The sequence below is a fragment of the Neobacillus sp. MER 74 genome (assembly GCF_023714155.1).
In genome coordinates this window covers 249,976-266,360 of sequence record NZ_JAMAUV010000004.1, presented here as the reverse complement: position 1 = coordinate 266,360, position 16,385 = coordinate 249,976, and the positions used below count along the sequence as shown (strand labels likewise).

Annotated in this window: 14 protein-coding genes; 1 reads left to right on the top strand and 13 read right to left on the bottom strand. The window is 40.9% G+C overall.

The window, feature by feature from the left end:
- Positions 1 to 172: 172 nt before the first annotated feature.
- The 8 genes from M3610_RS09880 to M3610_RS09845 all read right to left on the bottom strand — a co-directional run bounded on the left by M3610_RS09880 (position 173) and on the right by M3610_RS09845 (position 8,975).
- Positions 173 to 1,156: a proline dehydrogenase family protein gene (locus M3610_RS09880; protein WP_251458865.1), complete on the bottom strand. Its 984-nt coding sequence runs from the start codon at positions 1,154 to 1,156 to the stop codon at positions 173 to 175.
- A gap of 180 nt (positions 1,157 to 1,336) precedes the next feature.
- Positions 1,337 to 2,026: a respiratory nitrate reductase subunit gamma gene (gene narI, locus M3610_RS09875; RefSeq protein WP_251458863.1), complete on the bottom strand. Its 690-nt coding sequence runs from the start codon at positions 2,024 to 2,026 to the stop codon at positions 1,337 to 1,339.
- Between the two features lie 105 nt (positions 2,027 to 2,131).
- The gene (gene narJ / locus M3610_RS09870) at positions 2,132 to 2,734 is read right to left on the bottom strand and encodes a nitrate reductase molybdenum cofactor assembly chaperone (RefSeq protein WP_251458861.1); all 603 of its coding nucleotides are present in this window, start codon (positions 2,732 to 2,734) and stop codon (positions 2,132 to 2,134) included.
- Complete coding sequence (gene narH / locus M3610_RS09865; protein WP_251458859.1) at positions 2,731 to 4,233, bottom strand: nitrate reductase subunit beta; 1,503 nt, start codon at positions 4,231 to 4,233, stop codon at positions 2,731 to 2,733. The genes narJ and narH overlap by 4 nt, the downstream gene beginning before the upstream one ends.
- Positions 4,223 to 7,903, bottom strand: coding sequence for a nitrate reductase subunit alpha (locus M3610_RS09860; RefSeq protein WP_251458857.1), 3,681 nt, complete (start codon positions 7,901 to 7,903; stop codon positions 4,223 to 4,225). Before M3610_RS09860 ends, narH begins: the two co-directional genes overlap by 11 nt.
- On the bottom strand, positions 7,893 to 8,180 hold the full coding sequence (locus tag M3610_RS09855) for a hypothetical protein (protein WP_251458855.1): 288 nt from the start codon (positions 8,178 to 8,180) through the stop codon (positions 7,893 to 7,895). Before M3610_RS09855 ends, M3610_RS09860 begins: the two co-directional genes overlap by 11 nt.
- Before the next feature lie 18 nt (positions 8,181 to 8,198).
- Positions 8,199 to 8,510 (bottom strand): hypothetical protein, encoded by a 312-nt coding sequence (locus M3610_RS09850; protein WP_251458853.1) that lies wholly within the window; start codon positions 8,508 to 8,510, stop codon positions 8,199 to 8,201.
- Positions 8,511 to 8,549: 39 nt separating this feature from the next.
- Entirely contained in the window at positions 8,550 to 8,975 is a 426-nt protein-coding gene (locus tag M3610_RS09845; RefSeq protein WP_098576175.1) for a hemerythrin domain-containing protein, read from the bottom strand.
- A gap of 208 nt (positions 8,976 to 9,183) precedes the next feature.
- Between M3610_RS09845 and M3610_RS09840 the strand changes: the two genes are divergently transcribed.
- Complete coding sequence (locus M3610_RS09840) at positions 9,184 to 9,633, top strand: S1 domain-containing RNA-binding protein (RefSeq protein WP_251458851.1); 450 nt, start codon at positions 9,184 to 9,186, stop codon at positions 9,631 to 9,633.
- A gap of 133 nt (positions 9,634 to 9,766) precedes the next feature.
- Here M3610_RS09840 and cysI read toward each other — a convergent pair whose 3' ends face one another.
- The 5 genes from cysI to hpt form a co-directional block, all read right to left on the bottom strand.
- A complete protein-coding gene (gene cysI / locus M3610_RS09835) occupies positions 9,767 to 11,485 on the bottom strand; it encodes an assimilatory sulfite reductase (NADPH) hemoprotein subunit (RefSeq protein WP_098576176.1) in 1,719 nt (572 codons plus the stop codon).
- A gap of 24 nt (positions 11,486 to 11,509) precedes the next feature.
- The gene (locus tag M3610_RS09830; protein WP_251458849.1) at positions 11,510 to 13,330 is read right to left on the bottom strand and encodes an assimilatory sulfite reductase (NADPH) flavoprotein subunit; all 1,821 of its coding nucleotides are present in this window, start codon (positions 13,328 to 13,330) and stop codon (positions 11,510 to 11,512) included.
- A 322-nt stretch (positions 13,331 to 13,652) separates the two neighbouring features.
- A complete protein-coding gene (ftsZ, locus tag M3610_RS09825) occupies positions 13,653 to 14,804 on the bottom strand; it encodes a cell division protein FtsZ (RefSeq protein WP_251458848.1) in 1,152 nt (383 codons plus the stop codon).
- A 451-nt stretch (positions 14,805 to 15,255) separates the two neighbouring features.
- Positions 15,256 to 15,759, bottom strand: a complete 504-nt coding sequence (locus tag M3610_RS09820) for a DinB family protein (protein WP_251458847.1) — start codon at positions 15,757 to 15,759, stop codon at positions 15,256 to 15,258.
- An 87-nt stretch (positions 15,760 to 15,846) separates the two neighbouring features.
- The gene (hpt, locus tag M3610_RS09815; RefSeq protein ID WP_098576180.1) at positions 15,847 to 16,374 is read right to left on the bottom strand and encodes a hypoxanthine phosphoribosyltransferase; all 528 of its coding nucleotides are present in this window, start codon (positions 16,372 to 16,374) and stop codon (positions 15,847 to 15,849) included.
- Positions 16,375 to 16,385 lie beyond the last annotated feature (11 nt).

The following is a 16,385-nucleotide window of genomic DNA, read 5'->3' as shown; positions in this document are numbered from 1 at the left end:
TCCTACATAATTTACCATATTAAGTATCCAAAAATAAATAAAAGAGAAATAGAATATAAAAAAGCAGTCATTAATAGCATGATTTTAGAGTGGCCTACTATAAAAAAACCTTCCATTCGATTAGAAGGAAGGTTTAGGGTTTTATATAAAGTTTTGTAGGCGCTTTAATATATTAGCGACGTTTTTTCTTATCTGCCTTAGTCAATCTTCCTAATAAAAACGCTCCTGCGGCAACACCAATCACAGTATTTGTTTTTTTGTTAAAGACTTGCTTTGCGACAAGGTTTAAGTTTTGAGGCCGTTCGGCAAGACGTCTCATGAAATAACCGTACCAATCATTTCCAAAAGGAACGTACGTACAGAAGTTATAGCCTTCCTTTGCCAGTTGCAACTGCATGTCTTTTCTAAACCCATAAAGCATTTGGAACTCAAATTTGTCATTCGGAATATCGTGCTTCTTTACAAATTCCTTCACATGCTGGATGATTCGATGATCATGTGTTGCAATCGAAGTGAATTTCCCATGTAACAAATGCCATTCGACAATCTTAATAAAGTTGGCATCAATATCTTTCTTATCTTGATAGGCGATTTCTGCTGATTCTTTATAAGCACCTTTTACAAGACGAATACGGAAATTTTGATATCTTTCAAGGTATTCTTGTGCATTGTGAAAATAGGATTGAATTACAGTCCCGACATTATTATACTCTAACGATAGGTCGTCCAATAAATTAAAGGTTGGTTCAAGGTGTTTGAAGTCCTCCATATCAATATTGACAAAAATATCAAATTGATTTGCTTTATCAACGATTTCTCTTACATTATTTAAACAAAATTGATAATCAATATCTAATCCTACTTGCGTTGGTTTTAAGGAGATATGTGCATCCACTTTATGCTCATGAATCGCATCGATGACGTTAAGTATTTGTTCTTTTGCTTGAGTCGCCTCTTCTTCTTTAAAAACAAATTCTCCTAAGTTATCAACTGTACATGAAATGCCATGTGCATTCAATTCTTTAATACTTTGGATTACTTCAGGTATATTGGTACCGGCTACGACACTTTGTGCCCCTAGTTTTAAGCCATATTTTTTAGCTGTACTATTTAAAAATTGATTTTGTGATAAGCCCATAAAAATGTCTTTCAACATAGCGATTACCCCTTGCTGTTGTTTTTCCCTCATTATAGCATACGCTTTCATTAATATTTATTTTGCGAATTTTCGAACTTAAATGCTTTAGTGGAAAGATAATGCAGCGTCTTGCCGGTCGCACAAAAAACAGCCCAAAGGCTGTTTTTTCATACGATTCTTTTGGTGTCAGGCACCATATTAGCTTTTATCGTACCCTTCGCGTGATCGGTATTGCTGCGGAGCACGAGTTGGATAGCGTACCGGAAAACTAAACATATGGACGAGTTGTGTAAACGGTATGGATGCGAACAGTATGAATGATAAAATTACATGGACCTTGAATATGGTAGGAATCCCCAGCATAAGCTCTGAGAGCGGCTGAAAGGTGAATAAACTCCGAAACCATGGGCCAATCGTTAATCGATACTCGTAGGCTACCACGGTGTAACTATAAATGAGTGTCATATAGGTACCTATGGCCGCGATGATGAGTAATAGCACTATCGTGAAATAATCTCCAAATGTCGTATGAACACGTACCTTTGGAAAAGAAAACTTTCGAATAATCATGACCACTAAGCCGATGACAACCATAAGTCCTGCAACCCCACCGCCTGCAATGGCACCAAAATGATAGAGATGGTCATTAACTCCTATGGCTTGATAGAACCCAATTGGAATTAAGACACCCATTATATGCCCAATAAAGGCAAAAATAATCCCATAATGGAAAAGGACTGAACCGATTCGCAGCCATTTTTTTTCAAAAATCTCTGTTGAAGGGGCATACCAGCTTTTCCCTCGAAAAATAAAGCGATAGAATGTCCCAACGATGAGAATTGCACCGCATATATATGGAAAAATCGTCCACCAAAAACTGAATTCCATTTCCAACCTCCTTCGTAGACTAACTTAGAAGCAACTGAATTACCCGCCTAATCCTGGGTTTCAAAAGAAATCCCCCCTTTTAAAACCTGCCTATCCATTCAATTACTAACGATACATAACGGGATAAGGAAGTTCATCCAAATCAGCTTCCTCTCGTTCATTTTCCAACAATATGAGTTCCTCTTTTCCAGGCACCTCAAATACAAACATCATCAAAAGATCAATGGCTTTGTAATAGGGATTGCTGTCCGAGAGGTTGTTTAATAGCCGCTGGATAGCAAAGGATAGGCGCTGCGAAAGTCTGTTAAAGTTCTCATGCTCCGGTGCTGCGGCCACTAACTCTAACAGCATGGGAATATAATCAGCCAATTCCTTACCTTCATATTCAAAGCCGCCTTCACAAATGAGTTTTTGCAATTTAATTAAGGCAGCGCCCCGCTTCCGGCTGTCTCCCAGTTCATGAGCGGTTAAATAGAGGCTGGTTTTTTCCTTATAATCAAATGTTTCTACATATAGTTCTTGCAGCTCCTTTTGTTCCATCTTGAAAAGAGTAAAAATCCTCGCTTCAATTTCGTTTCGAATTTCCTCCGAAGAAATATGTGCTTTTACAAATTCCTCAATAATTGACCGTTCTTTAAAAAATTCATCATTAGGGTAATCTAATATTCTCGACATGATGACTAAAATAGCCGAATCATCATTTGTCATTGACTCTCACTTCTTTCAAATGGATAGGTGACCATTCCTTCGGCTGGAGCCAGGTCTTCGATGCTGCATGAACCCTGCTTATAATGTAAATCCCCATCCATTTCACGTCGGCCCGTTGGAATGACAAATCGTTCGTTATATTTGGCAACTGCAAGTAAACGAGCCATTTCTTCAAGTTCCTCACCCGTTGTTTTTGCTTCTTCTAAAAGCTTGTTCACTTTCAATTTATCTACACCGCCAACTGTTTTTGCACGCATATATACCCGCATTGCTGCCATCTTCAACAATACTCTGCGAATCACATCGGTATCATCGGCTGTTAATATCGACGCTAAATACTCCATCGGAATTCGCATTTGATCCACTGCAGGGATATAACCATCCGCGCTTAACTCACTTTCATTGGTAATATGATTCATGATTGGGCTGAGCGGCGGAACATACCAAACCATTGGTAATGTCCGATATTCAGGGTGAAGCGGCAGCGCTATCTTCCACTTCATTGCCATCTTATAAACCGGAGATGCCTGTGCACTTTGGATCCAGCTATGATTGATTCCCTGTTTTTCCGCGTCGGCAATTACCTCTGGGTCAAATGGATCTAAGAAGACGGAAAGCTGAGCCTCATATAATTCCTTTGGATCTTTGACTGAAGCCGCTTCCTTGACTCTGTCAGCATCATATAAAACCACTCCGATATAGCGGATCCGGCCCACACAGGTTTCCGAGCAAATCGTTGGAAGACCTGCTTCAGTCCTTGGATAGCAAAAATTACATTTCTCGGCTTTATGGGTATTCCAATTGTAATACACCTTATGGTAGGGGCAGCCATTCATACAAAAACGCCAGCCCCGGCAGGCATCCTGATCGACCAGGACAATTCCGTCTTCATCCCGTTTGTACAATGCGCCGGAAGGACACGATGCCACACAGGAAGGATTAAGGCAATGCTCACAAATTCGCGGCAAATACATCATGAACGTTTTCTCATATTCCATTGCAATGTGTTCCTGAAGTTTTTGGACATTGGGGTCCATTGGTACTACTTCCTTACCGCCTGCGAGGTCATCATCCCAGTTTGGTCCCCATTCAGGTTTATCCATATACTGTCCTGTGATCATTGACTTCGGCCGGGCCACAGGTAAATTTTCTTTCTTTGGACTTTTATGCAAATGTTGAAAATCATAGGTCCATGGCTCGTAAAAGTCATCTATTTCTGCCATATTGGGATTGTAAAAAATATTGGCTAGTTTCGAGATCGGTCCGCCTGCTCTTAAATGTAATTTGCCATTTCGCAGGACCCAGCCGCCCTTGTAACGATCGGTGTTTTCCCATTCCTTTGGATACCCTGGTCCTGGACGCGTTTCCACATTGTTATACCAGACGTACTCCATTCCAGGACGGTTGGTCCAGACATTCTTACACGTAACAGAACAAGTATGACAGCCAATACATTTATCAAGGTGCATGACCATTGCCACTTGTGCTTTAATTTTCAAGCCAATCGACCTCCTTTAATGGTCGGACAATCGTCAATGTATCTCGCTGACTGCCTGTTGGTCCATAATAATTAAACCCATAACTCAGTTGTGAATATCCGCCAATCATATGAGTCGCTTTCGGGTATATCCTCGTGACACTGTTATGTGTCCCGCCACGCGTTTTATTAATCGTATTTCCCGGAACACCCATCGTTCGATCCTGTGCATGGTGCATATAGACTGCACCGCGCGGCATCCGGTATGTTAATACGGCTCTCGCAACAACGACGCCATTTCGATTATATAGTTCAATCCAATCGTTATCCTTTATGCCAATTTCCGCGCCATCCTCTTCATTCATCCAAACCACCTGCCAACCGCGGAACAGTTGAATCATATGGGTCGTATCAGTGAACATGGTATGAATGCCCCATTTTTGGTGTGGAGTCATATAACGAAGAGTAATAGATTTCCCTTGATTCTCGACTTCCTTTTCACCTTTAATAAATGGTCCTTTAGAAATAGGCGGGATATACAATGGAAGTCCCTCGCCATAATCAAGCATGACTTCATGGTCAAGGTAAAAACTTTGTCGTCCTGTTAGTGTATGCCACGGAATATGGTATTCCTTATTGACTGTGAACGGCGAATAACGGCGGTTATCATTCTCAAGACCGCTCCAAACAGGGGTCGATATGGCCTGACGAGGCTGGATGGTTAATGCATCTAACGTATAGTCCTCTTCCTCACGGCCTTCTGAAATATGAGCCAGCTTTTTACCTGTTTTTGCTTCCATGGATTTCCAGCCTTCAACTGCACGTTTCCCATTTGTGGCACCTGACATTAAGAGAATCGCATTGATCGCCTTCTTGTCCGTGTATAAATCCGGATAGCCTTTTCCTATCCCTTCATGCTTAGATGGTCCAAGTCGGTCCATTAATTCTTTATATACTTTATCACCTGGTATCCGCACACCTTTTGTTCCATAGCCGTTTTTAATATTGGGTCCAACAGTAATCCACATATCATAAACATGAGGATAATCTCGTTTTAAAATCGTAAAGTTAGGCATGGTTTTGCCTGGAATTGCATCAACTTCACCTTTGCGCCAGTCCTTCACCTTTCCGAATGGCTGGGCAATTTCATTAATCGTATCATGCGCAAGCGGTGACATAATAAGGTCCTCTTGTGCGGGAAGATGTTCCTTCGCAAGTTCGGAAAATTCCTTGGCAATTTCTCTGAATGCATCCCAATCACTACGAGTATCCCATGGCGGGTTAATCGCCGCATTAAATGGGTGAACAAATGGATGCAGGTCCGTACTGCTGATATCATGTTTTTCATACCATGTTGCGGCAGGCAAAATGATATCGGAGAACAGGCCTGAACTGGTCATGCGAAAATCCATACTTATAAACAGGTCGGTCTTACCTTCGGGCGGATCCTCAGTAATATTGACATCCTTTGGCTGCCACGAGTTTTCAACCTCAGAAAGGACGGAATCCTTCGAGCCAATTAAATGTTTAACAAAGTATTCGTGACCCTTTCCGCTGTCACCCAGTAAATTCGAGCGCCAGTTAAAAAATACACGCGGAAAATTACGCGGGTCATTTGGATTTTCAATCGCAAAATCAAGTCTTCCTTCTTTTAACTGTTTCGCTACATCGTCAATCAAAGCCAAATCGTTAACGGTGCGTGACCTCGCTTCCTTCACTACTTCCAATGAATTTTGCGAAAGCTGTGGAAAGCTTGGCAGCCAGCCTAGGCGTGCTGACATCGCATTAAAGTCGGCTGGATGCATTTTTGCATATTCGCTTCCCCAATCAGTTTGGGAATCGTTCGCATCGTATTCATAGCGAAATTGCTCCGTTGCAAAATAAAAGAAGGATGTCCCGTTCATAAAGCGTGGAGATTTCACCCAATCATTCGCAAACGCAATCTGCCCAAAACCTTCTAAAGGACGGACCTTCTCTTGTCCCACATAATGGGCCCAGCCGCCGCCATTTACTCCTTGTGAACCTGTTAACAAAACGAGATTCAGAATTGACCGGTAAATTTGATCACTATGGAACCAGTGATTCGTTCCACCACCCATGGCAATCATGGATTTCCCATTGGTACGAGCTGCGTTATCCGCAAATTCTCTAGCAACCTGGATGACATGGGATTTGTTAACACCGGTAATACTCTCCTGCCAAGCAGGTGTATAAGGATTGTTTTCATCGTTATAATCTGCTGGATAATTTCCTTCCAACCCTCTGTTGACCCCCACATGAGCCAGCATGAGATCATAGACGGTCGTAACAAGCAATTCATTTCCATCCTGGTCTTTTATCCTCTTCACAGGAACTCCACGTTTGTTCGTTCCACCCTCTACTTTTGCAAAATAAGGGAATTCGACCAGCGCAACATCATCTTTTTCATCAAAAAAACTAAGCTTCGGATCTATTTCCGAACCATCTTCTGCTGTCATATCTAAATTCCACTTGTTACCCTCATCCCAGCGAAAACCTTGACTGCCATTAGGGATTGCATAGTTTTTAAGATTACCATCCCAAACAACAGTTTTCCATTCTGCTAATTTATCCCCCTGTGAAATATCAGAGGCCCGAAGAAAACGATCGGAGCGATATCCGCCATCCTTTTTTGTTAAAAGGACAAGATAGGGCAAATCCGTATATTTTTTAGCATAATCAATAAAATACGGTGTTTGTTTATCCACATAAAATTCCTTTAAAATAACATGGGTCATGGCCATGGCAAGGGCTCCATCCGTCCCCGCCTTGGCAGGCAGCCACATATCTGCAAATTTTTCATATTCTGCATAATCTGGACTAACGCCTACTACTTTTGTCCCGTTATAGCGGGATTCCACCATAAAATGGGCATCAGGAGTTCTCGTTTGCGGTATATTTGTACCCCAAATGATGAAATATTTCGTGTTATACCAATCACCGCTCTCGGGAACATCTGTCTGGTCCCCCCATACTTGTGGTGAAGCTGGAGGAAGATCGGCATACCAATCATAAAAACTTAAAATTGTTCCGCCAATTAATGATAGAAATCTTGTTCCACCAGAATAACTAACCATGGACATCGCAGGGATGGGACTAAAACCAACAATACGGTCTGGTCCATATTTTTTAATTGTATAGATAGTCGATGCAGCAATGAGTTGACATACTTCTTTCCATGTACCTCTAACAAAACCGCCTTTACCACGGGCCTTTACGTACTGTTCCCGTTTCTTCGGGTCTGTGACAATATTTTCCCAGGCTTCAACAGGGTTACTTGCCCTCGTCAGTTCATCCTTCCACAAAGCAAATAAATCCCCGCGCACATACGGGTATTTCACACGAGTGGGACTATATGTATACCAGGAAAAACTGGCACCACGCGGACAGCCTCTTGGTTCATATTCAGGAAAATCATCGCCTGTTGACGGGTAATCAGTTTGCTGGGTTTCCCAAGCGATAATGCCGTCCTTCACATGAATTTTCCAACTGCAAGATCCTGTACAGTTGACGCCATGGGTCGAACGGACAATTTTATCATGCTGCCAGCGCCGTCGGTAAACCTCTTCCCAATCCCGTGGACGGGGATTTTCTTCGGTCCAGCCATCATTGATCCGTTCTCCCCGTACTAAGTGTTTAAGAGAATGGAACAGATTATTTTTTTTAGATTGCATCGTTGTCGCCCCTTCTTGTCAGGATATCAGCCAATGGGTTAAATTCTTCACCCAACAATCGAAACGAGTTACTCCCGCTTTCAAACTCCTCTAGAAAAATCTCCCAACTAGGTGCATTTGCTGCAGCAAGTATAAGCCGCTGCAATGTATTCATATCTTCAATTTCATAGATTTCCTGAATCAATTCACCATTTAAAACCCCAAAGCGCATCCTTAGTACAGCAATTAAATCCTCTCGATCGTCGATTAGCATTGGATCATTTTCAAAGGAAAACAATGATTTAGTCAGCTCCCTCTACAGTTTAATCATTTTGTAATAATTTGAGATTAACAATGATTTACATTTCTCGGCAGCCTCTGCAAAAAATTGAACTACGTCAGCATCAGGGACCCTCACTTGTTCCAAGGTAACTTGTGTTGTCATTGTCTGTGAAAATGATTGTGAAAACCGTAAAGTGACTTCGAACCCAGATTCATTTCTTTTGACCGTACCATGAATCTCATAAGGATGGATATGATAATCCGAAAATGTGTCGGCCATTTGCTGGTACAACGCTGGTGCGGCAAAACGTAATAACTTTTCCTCTAATTCTGGTCTTTTGCTCATTTTCACCCTCATTTCCTGTATTACCCAAAGTTTCCAAGCTTATTTTTCTCCCTCAACCAGAAGTTTATTCATTTCATCGTCATTATGGATTTGATCTATAATGACCAGACTATCTAATAATGTAATCATCCGTTGATTTGGTTCATCTGACTGTAATAGATTTTTCAGATTGTCTACAATCCTCCGCATGAGGTCATGATCTCGAGTTAATTGGATTACAGTGGTCAACATATCTGGATTTGCTTCAACAATATCTTTATAAAGCCCTTCCTCTTCCGCCTCGGCATGTTTCAATGTGCGAGATTCCCAATGTTCAATCGTAACTTCTATTACTTGTAATGCCTTTTCCTTGTCACCATCTTCCAGGCATTTTTGAAATAATGTTCGTAACTCGATTGCTTCGTTTAGTGCGGCTTCATGAATGGACGAATGCGCATCTTTTTTTCTTAAACTAGGACCTGACAATGTCACGTCACTCCTTTCCTATTCCAAAATAGCAAATAACTAAAAATGGAAATCATTATAATCTTTTCCATATTGCCTATCTATAAACTTTAAATAAGAGAGGTGTTTTAAAAAAAGGTGTCAGGCACCCAATGAAAGAATTGATATTATCCCTATCTTTTTGTTATAATGAGGTGGTTGTAACATTATTGAGGAGGAACATTTTTTTATGTCAATCGAGGTAGGTACAAAGGTACAAGGTAAAGTAACAGGCATCACTAGTTTTGGGGCATTCGTAGAATTGCCTGGTGGTACAACAGGGTTAGTTCATATCAGTGAGGTAGCTGACAGCTATGTAAAAGACGTAAATGACCATTTAAAAGTTGGCGACCAAATTGAAGTCAAAGTAATTAGTGAGAAGGACGGAAAGACTGCCTTGTCCATCAAAAAAGCTATAGATAAGCCCGAAGGACAAACCTCATCTTATTCCCAACGTCCACCACGCCAGGGAAGAGTAGATAACCGTTTTAAAGATTTCCGTGCAAAGAGTAATTTTAAACCTAAGGAAAATTTCGAAGATAAAATTGCGAAGTTTTTAAAGTCTAGTGAAGAGAATTTATCTACCTTAAAACGAAGCACAGAAACAAAACGTGGCGGTAGAGGCGGAAGACGCGGATAACTTTATCGTTTATTAATAAATCAATATATAGTGAAAGGCAAACGTGTTTAGACATGTTTGCCTTTTTTAATTGCTTCATTCCTGAATTGAAACAAAAAAGACAGGGCTCGCCTGTCTTTTTTTCATTTAATTATTAATCGTGAAAATTTGTACCATCTGTTGTAGCTTTAATGATGCCGGCGCGAATCACAAAATCACCGAAGTGCTCTCCATCTTCTCGTTCAGTCGCATAGCGAGAAAGTAAAACTCGCAATTCACTTAATATTTCTTCTTCACCGATGTTCTCTCGGTACATTTTATTTAGACGGCTGCCATCAAAAGCAGCACCAAGGTACATATTATATTTCCCTACAGCTTTCCCCATGAAAGCAATTTCACCTAGACCCGGACGGGCACAGCCGTTTGGACAGCCTGTCATCCGGATGGTGATTTCTTTATCACGTAGGCCATTTTCATCAATGATCGTTTCAATTTTATCAATTAGTTCTGGTAAATAGCGCTCAGCTTCAGCCATTGCTAATCCACAGGTTGGCAATGCCACACAGGCCATTGAGCTGCGGCGAAGGGCTGAAGTATGCTTGCCATCGGTCAAACCATATTGTTCAACCAATTCGTTTATAACTTTCTTTTTCTGTGCTGTTACATTGGCAATGATCAAGTTTTGATTGGTCGTTAAACGGAATTCACCAGTATGAACTTTGGCAATTTCACGTAAAGCAGTCATCAGCTTATAGTCATCAAAATCAGCAACGCGGCCGTTTTGAATAAACAATGTCAAATGCCATTTTCCATTTACGCCCTTCTCCCATCCATAACGATCACCGTTATGGTCGAAATGATATCGTCTTGCCTCTTCCAGTTTCCAGCCAAGACGGTGTTCCAATTCTTCCTTCACCGTTTCAAGGCCCAGACGGTCTACCGTGTACTTAAACCGAGCATTTTTTCTAACCGAGCGATTTCCGTAATCACGCTGAATGGTGATCGTCTTCTCGGCAACATCATAAATTTGCTCTGGCTTACAGAAGCCAATGACCTTAGCAAGTTGTGGATAAGTTGCTTTGTCACCGTGAGAACTGCCCATTCCACCACCAATCGCGACGTTAAAACCAATAAGCTTCCCGTCTTCGACAATGGCAATAAATCCCAGGTCTTGTGAAAAGACATCAATATCATTTTCTGGAGGGACAGCAATTCCGATTTTAAACTTCCGCGGCAAATAAAGCGGTCCGTACATTGGTTCAACTTCTTCAATTTCCGGAGTACCTGCCACTACTTCTTCATCAAGCCATACTTGATGATAGGCTCTTGTTCTTGGTAATAAATCATCACTTAGCATTTTGGATAAACCATAAACTTCAGAATGGATATCAGATTGATACGGATTAGATGTACACAAAACATTACGGTTTACATCTCCACATGCAGCAATCGTATCTAAAAGAGTGGAATGAATTTGTTGAATCGTATTTTTCATGTTCCACTTTAAAATCCCATGCATTTGAAATGTCTGTCGTGTTGTTAGTTTTAAAGTGCCATTCCCATTCCTTTGAGCGAGCTCATCCATGACAAGCCATTGTTCAGGTGTAGCAACTCCGCCAGGTAAGCGAACACGAAGCATAAACTGGTACGCTGGTTCAAGCTTTTGTTTGGCACGTTCATTGCGGAGGTCGCGATCATCCTGCAAATAACTGCCATGATGCTTCATTAAACGGTTGTCATCATCAGGAATTCCAGCACTTATCCGATCTAACATTACTTCTTTAAGTGTCCCGCGTAAATAATTACTTCTTTCTTTGATACCTTCCACATCACTTGGAGGGCCTTCAGGCGCTTTTAAAATTTGATTAACCATGGTGAAACTCCTTTCCATCCCAAATCAGTATACGTCACGCTGATAACGTTTTTGCTGCTGCAAATCGGCTACATATTCTTCTGCTTTTTCACGGCTTAAGCCGCCTTCTTTTTCAATAATGTCAATTAATGTATTATGAACATCATGGGCCATATGTTTTTCATCCCCACAAATGTACAGATGAGCACCTTCTTCAAGCCATTCAAATAATTCTTTACTATTTTCAAGCATACGGTGTTGTACATATACTTTTTCAGCTGTATCACGTGAAAAGGCAACATCCAATTTCGATAATACACCGTCTTTCAGCCATTTTTGCCATTCTGTTTGATAAAGGAAATCCGTCACAAAATGTTGATCTCCGAAGAATAGCCATGATTTTCCTTCTGCCCCAATTTCTTCACGCTCTTGCATAAAGGAACGAAATGGTGCTGCTCCAGTACCTGGTCCCACCATGATGATTGGAGCCTCTGGGTTATTTGGAAGCTTGAAGTTTTCATTATGTTGGATATACACTGGCACGGTATCGCCTGGCTGCAGACGCTCCGCTGTCTGAATGGAACAAACCCCATTTCGTTTCCGGCCGTGTGCCTCATAACGAACCGCTCCGATTGTCAAATGAACCTCATCCGGGTTTGCCGCTAAGCTGCTTGATATCGAATACAGTCGGGACGGCATTTTTCGAAGAATGGAGACAAACTCTTGTGCTGAACCAACCCAAGGAGTAAAATCACGGACTAAATCAAGTAAGTCGCGTCCATCCAAATAAGTCTTTAATTTCTCTTCATTACCTGGTGAGAGGAGTTCCTGTAAATTTTCATTGGCAGTAAGACGGGCTGCCTTCTCAATCAACGGTTTCGTTAACGTCGTAATTTCAAAATGTGTGGTAAGTGCTTCTTTAAGCGGGAGAATTTCTCCTTTTTTATTCACAGTCACCTGTTGTTCTGGATCCCAGTTCATTTCCTCTAATAGCGAGGTAACGAGCGCGGGGTCATTTTCTGGATATATCCCAAGACTATCTCCCGGTTCAAATGTAAGTCCAGATCCTTCAAGCGACAACTCAAGGTGGTGCGTTTCTTTATTTGAGCCGCGGCCGTTCAGATTGATATTTTCTAATACTTCTGCTTTAAATGGATTTGATCTTGAATACGTTGATTCTACTGCTTGAGATACCAGTTCCTGAACTGGAACTTGGCTGCCAGCGTCTGCTTCTTTTAAATTACTAAGCACACCTGCAAGCCATTCAGATGCTGGCTCATCGTAATCCAGATCGCAGTCAAAGCGTGGGTAAAGCCTTGTACCGCCAAGTTCTTCCAACCGTGCATCAAAGTCTTTTCCTGTTTGACAGAAAAATTCATACGAACTGTCACCAAGTGCCAAAACTGAGAAACGAAGATGGTCTAGTTTCGGAGCACGTTTTCCATGCAGAAACTCATGAAAGGATATGGCATTATCTGGCGGAGTGCCCTCGCCATGGGTACTAGCGACGATCAGCAGATTTTCAACCTTTTTTAAATTGTTAGGTTTAAAATCGCTCATTGATAAGACAGTTACTTGGAACCCAGCTGCCTCAAGTTTCTTGCCCGCTTTCTTAGCAAGACCCTGAGCGTTACCCGACTGTGAACCAAAAAGGATGGTCACATCTTTAGAAATTACCGGTGCTGTGATTCCTCCCGGTTGTTCAGATACCTCGGCATTTCCAGACCCAGAAATCGAAGAAAATTGGGCTGCTGCCAAGAATCCGCTCAACCAGACTTTTTGAGATTCTGTCAACGTAGGCAGTATCCGGTTTAGGAGTTCTGCTTGCTCCTGATTAAAAGGACTGTTCAATACTTGAAGTTGCACTAAAATCCACCTCACAAAGGATTATTAACTGATTGTGATCATTTATTTATCATGCCATGTAATAAAGATTCTTACAGTACACAATTTTCAGTCAAAAAATGATTAATATAATAATAGTTTTACTATTCCTATAAGTCAAGTCGGTTTTAATGATTTAATCCATTAAAATCTGTTAAAATTTTGGTTTTTTTAAGTGGATGCAGGTTACTACAACAATTAAATAAATATATGGCGCAATGTAATAGCAGACCGCGACACGTTTCCAATGCTTTGGCTTTTGTCACGTCACACTGTCCTCATTGCGCCAGAATTTTAGGAAATGTTATCTATTTCTTCTGTTTCGGTTACGCAAAAACGTCGGAATGTCAATTGATTCCTCTGTATCCTGTCCATAGCTTCCATAATCATGCGAAGGCTCTTCATGAATCATTTGTTCTTGTTTTGGCTGGGAATGGACCTGCTGAATTCTTGATGTTCCTTCTTTTTGAATTGGAGTAGACGGCCTAGTGGTTCGTGCCAGTTTATCAACAAAACCTGTAGCAATCACTGTAATCATGATTTCATTTTTAAAATTTTCGTTAATAATCGAACCAAAAATCATATTTAGATCTTTATCAGCTGCTGAAGCGACAAGGTCCGCTGCCTCTTGCACTTCATATAAACTTAAGTCTTTCCCTCCAGTTATATTCATAAGAATCCCTTGTGCTCCGTCAATCGACGTTTCTAATAAAGGACTAGAAATGGCCTTTTTTGCTGCCTCTACTGCGCGTCCATCACCTTTTGCAACACCAATACCCATTAAAGCAGTACCTTGATTACTCATAATGGTCTTAACATCAGCAAAATCCAAATTTATTAATCCAGGAACAGCTATTAAGTCAGAAATCCCTTGAACACCTTGACGAAGAACATTATCCGCTTCTCGGAACGCTTCAATCATCGGCGTTCTTTTATCAACAATTTGCAATAGGCGATCATTTGGAACTATGATTAATGTATCAACTGCTTGACTCATTAGCTCAATTCCACTTGCTGCGTTTGAAGCACGTTTACGTCCCTCAAATCCAAAAGGGCGGGTTACAACGCCAATTGTCAGGGCACCAAGGGCTCGTGAGATTTCAGCAATCGCAGGTGCAGCACCTGTTCCTGTACCTCCACCCATCCCAGCAGTGACGAAAACCATATCGGCTCCTTTTAATACGTCCTCCAGCTGTCTTCTGCTTTCTTCAACCGCTTTTCTGCCAACTTCAGGGTTAGCGCCAGCACCTAATCCTCTTGTCAACTGTGCTCCAATTTGCATTTTAATTTCTGCTTTTGATAGATTTAGAGCTTGGGCATCTGTATTGACAGCAATGAACTCGACACCTTGAACTCCGCCTTCAATCATCCGATTGACAGCATTATTTCCGCCACCGCCAACACCAATTACTTTTATTCTAGCTACTTGATCTATATCCATGTCAAAATCCCACATATTATTCCTCCTACTTATCATCCGTTAAATTATTTGCCTCGCTATTAAAAAAAATCATAGATTTTTATAATCTTGCAATCGATTAGTTACAAATAATCATATATCGTATGTATATTTTTTTCCTATTCATATTTTACCAAAATAATAGCAGATTTAATATAGTAAGCTAACACTCAATTCAGATAAATTTGTTGAATTTTGAGGAAAATACTAGAAAATTTGTTAAATTTATTAAACAATTTTTTTAAGTAGTTCTTTTGAAATACTCCCATCGATAGATTTTATTAGCATGCTAGGATACTGCCATCAATTCTCTATCATTCTGCTAGCATGAAGATAGAGTGTCACTAGCCTGCTTCTATAAGAAAAAATACCGTTAATGCTGGCGCATTAACGGTATTTTGATGATCAGCGTTTTAACTTTTGATTGAGCGATAAACGGTATGTACTTTTATAACGCAGGCGCTTCCATCCCCATATGACTCCACTCTTCCCGTGCTGGTCCATATACTCCAGGTACATTTAATCCAGCTTGGCGCATTAGTACTGTCATTTGACCGCGATGATGAATGATGTGTTTAATTAAAAGAGAGAGTGTCACTCCTTTTGGCATTTCCATACCAAACACGTTTTTCATTTCGGTTAAGGATGCATCCGTCCATTGCTGTTGTACTGCCTCGACTGTATCAGCAGTAACCTTTCGAAAAGTGTCAGCAATGATTTTCGCCGAGGTCGGTACTACATCTCCATTCTCCACATTTTCAGCAGTAATGCCGAATTCGTTAAGCATTCCAGGTGTGCTCGTAACCACATGCCACGCAATTCTGCCTAGCGTTCGGTCTTCTGGGGAAACTTCTTGTTGAAGTGATTGGTCCGTTAAAACATCTAACACTTTTTGTGTAGAGGATGCCTCTTGATTCCATTCTTGAAAAAATTCAGATATTGATGTATACATGATTTTTTTCCTCCTACTTTGATACGTTTAACAATAAAAGTATATCATTCTTACCATTAACAGCAAAATTTACCACATTATATCTATCTAAAACTCCTCTACGGTTGAAATATATGGTAAGTTTCGGTACATTTGTGCGTAGTCAATCCCATAGCCGACAATGAATTCATCTGGGATGACAAAGCCTACATAATCAACTGGCAAGTCTACTCGCCTTCTTTCAGGCTTGTCTAAGAGCGTGCAAATTTTTATTTGTTTCGGCTTATGCGCTATTAAATGACCGCGCAAGAAATGCAATGTCAGACCACTGTCGATAATATCCTCAACAACTAGGACATTCTGATTGGTAATATTTGCATCAAGGTCCTTCAGTAATCTTACTTTCCCTGATGACTCTGTCTCGTCCCCATAGCTTGAAACGGAAATGAAATCAATATTAATATTCCCCTTCATCTCACGAATCAAATCCGCAGCGAAGATAAACGATCCTTTTAAGACGACGATTAAAATAATGTCCTCATTATTGAAGTCTTTTTCAATTTGTTCTGCTAACAGCTTCACTCGTTCTTTAATTTCTGTTTCAGAAATCATCACATCTTTAATTCTATAACCCAAGATCTCCACCT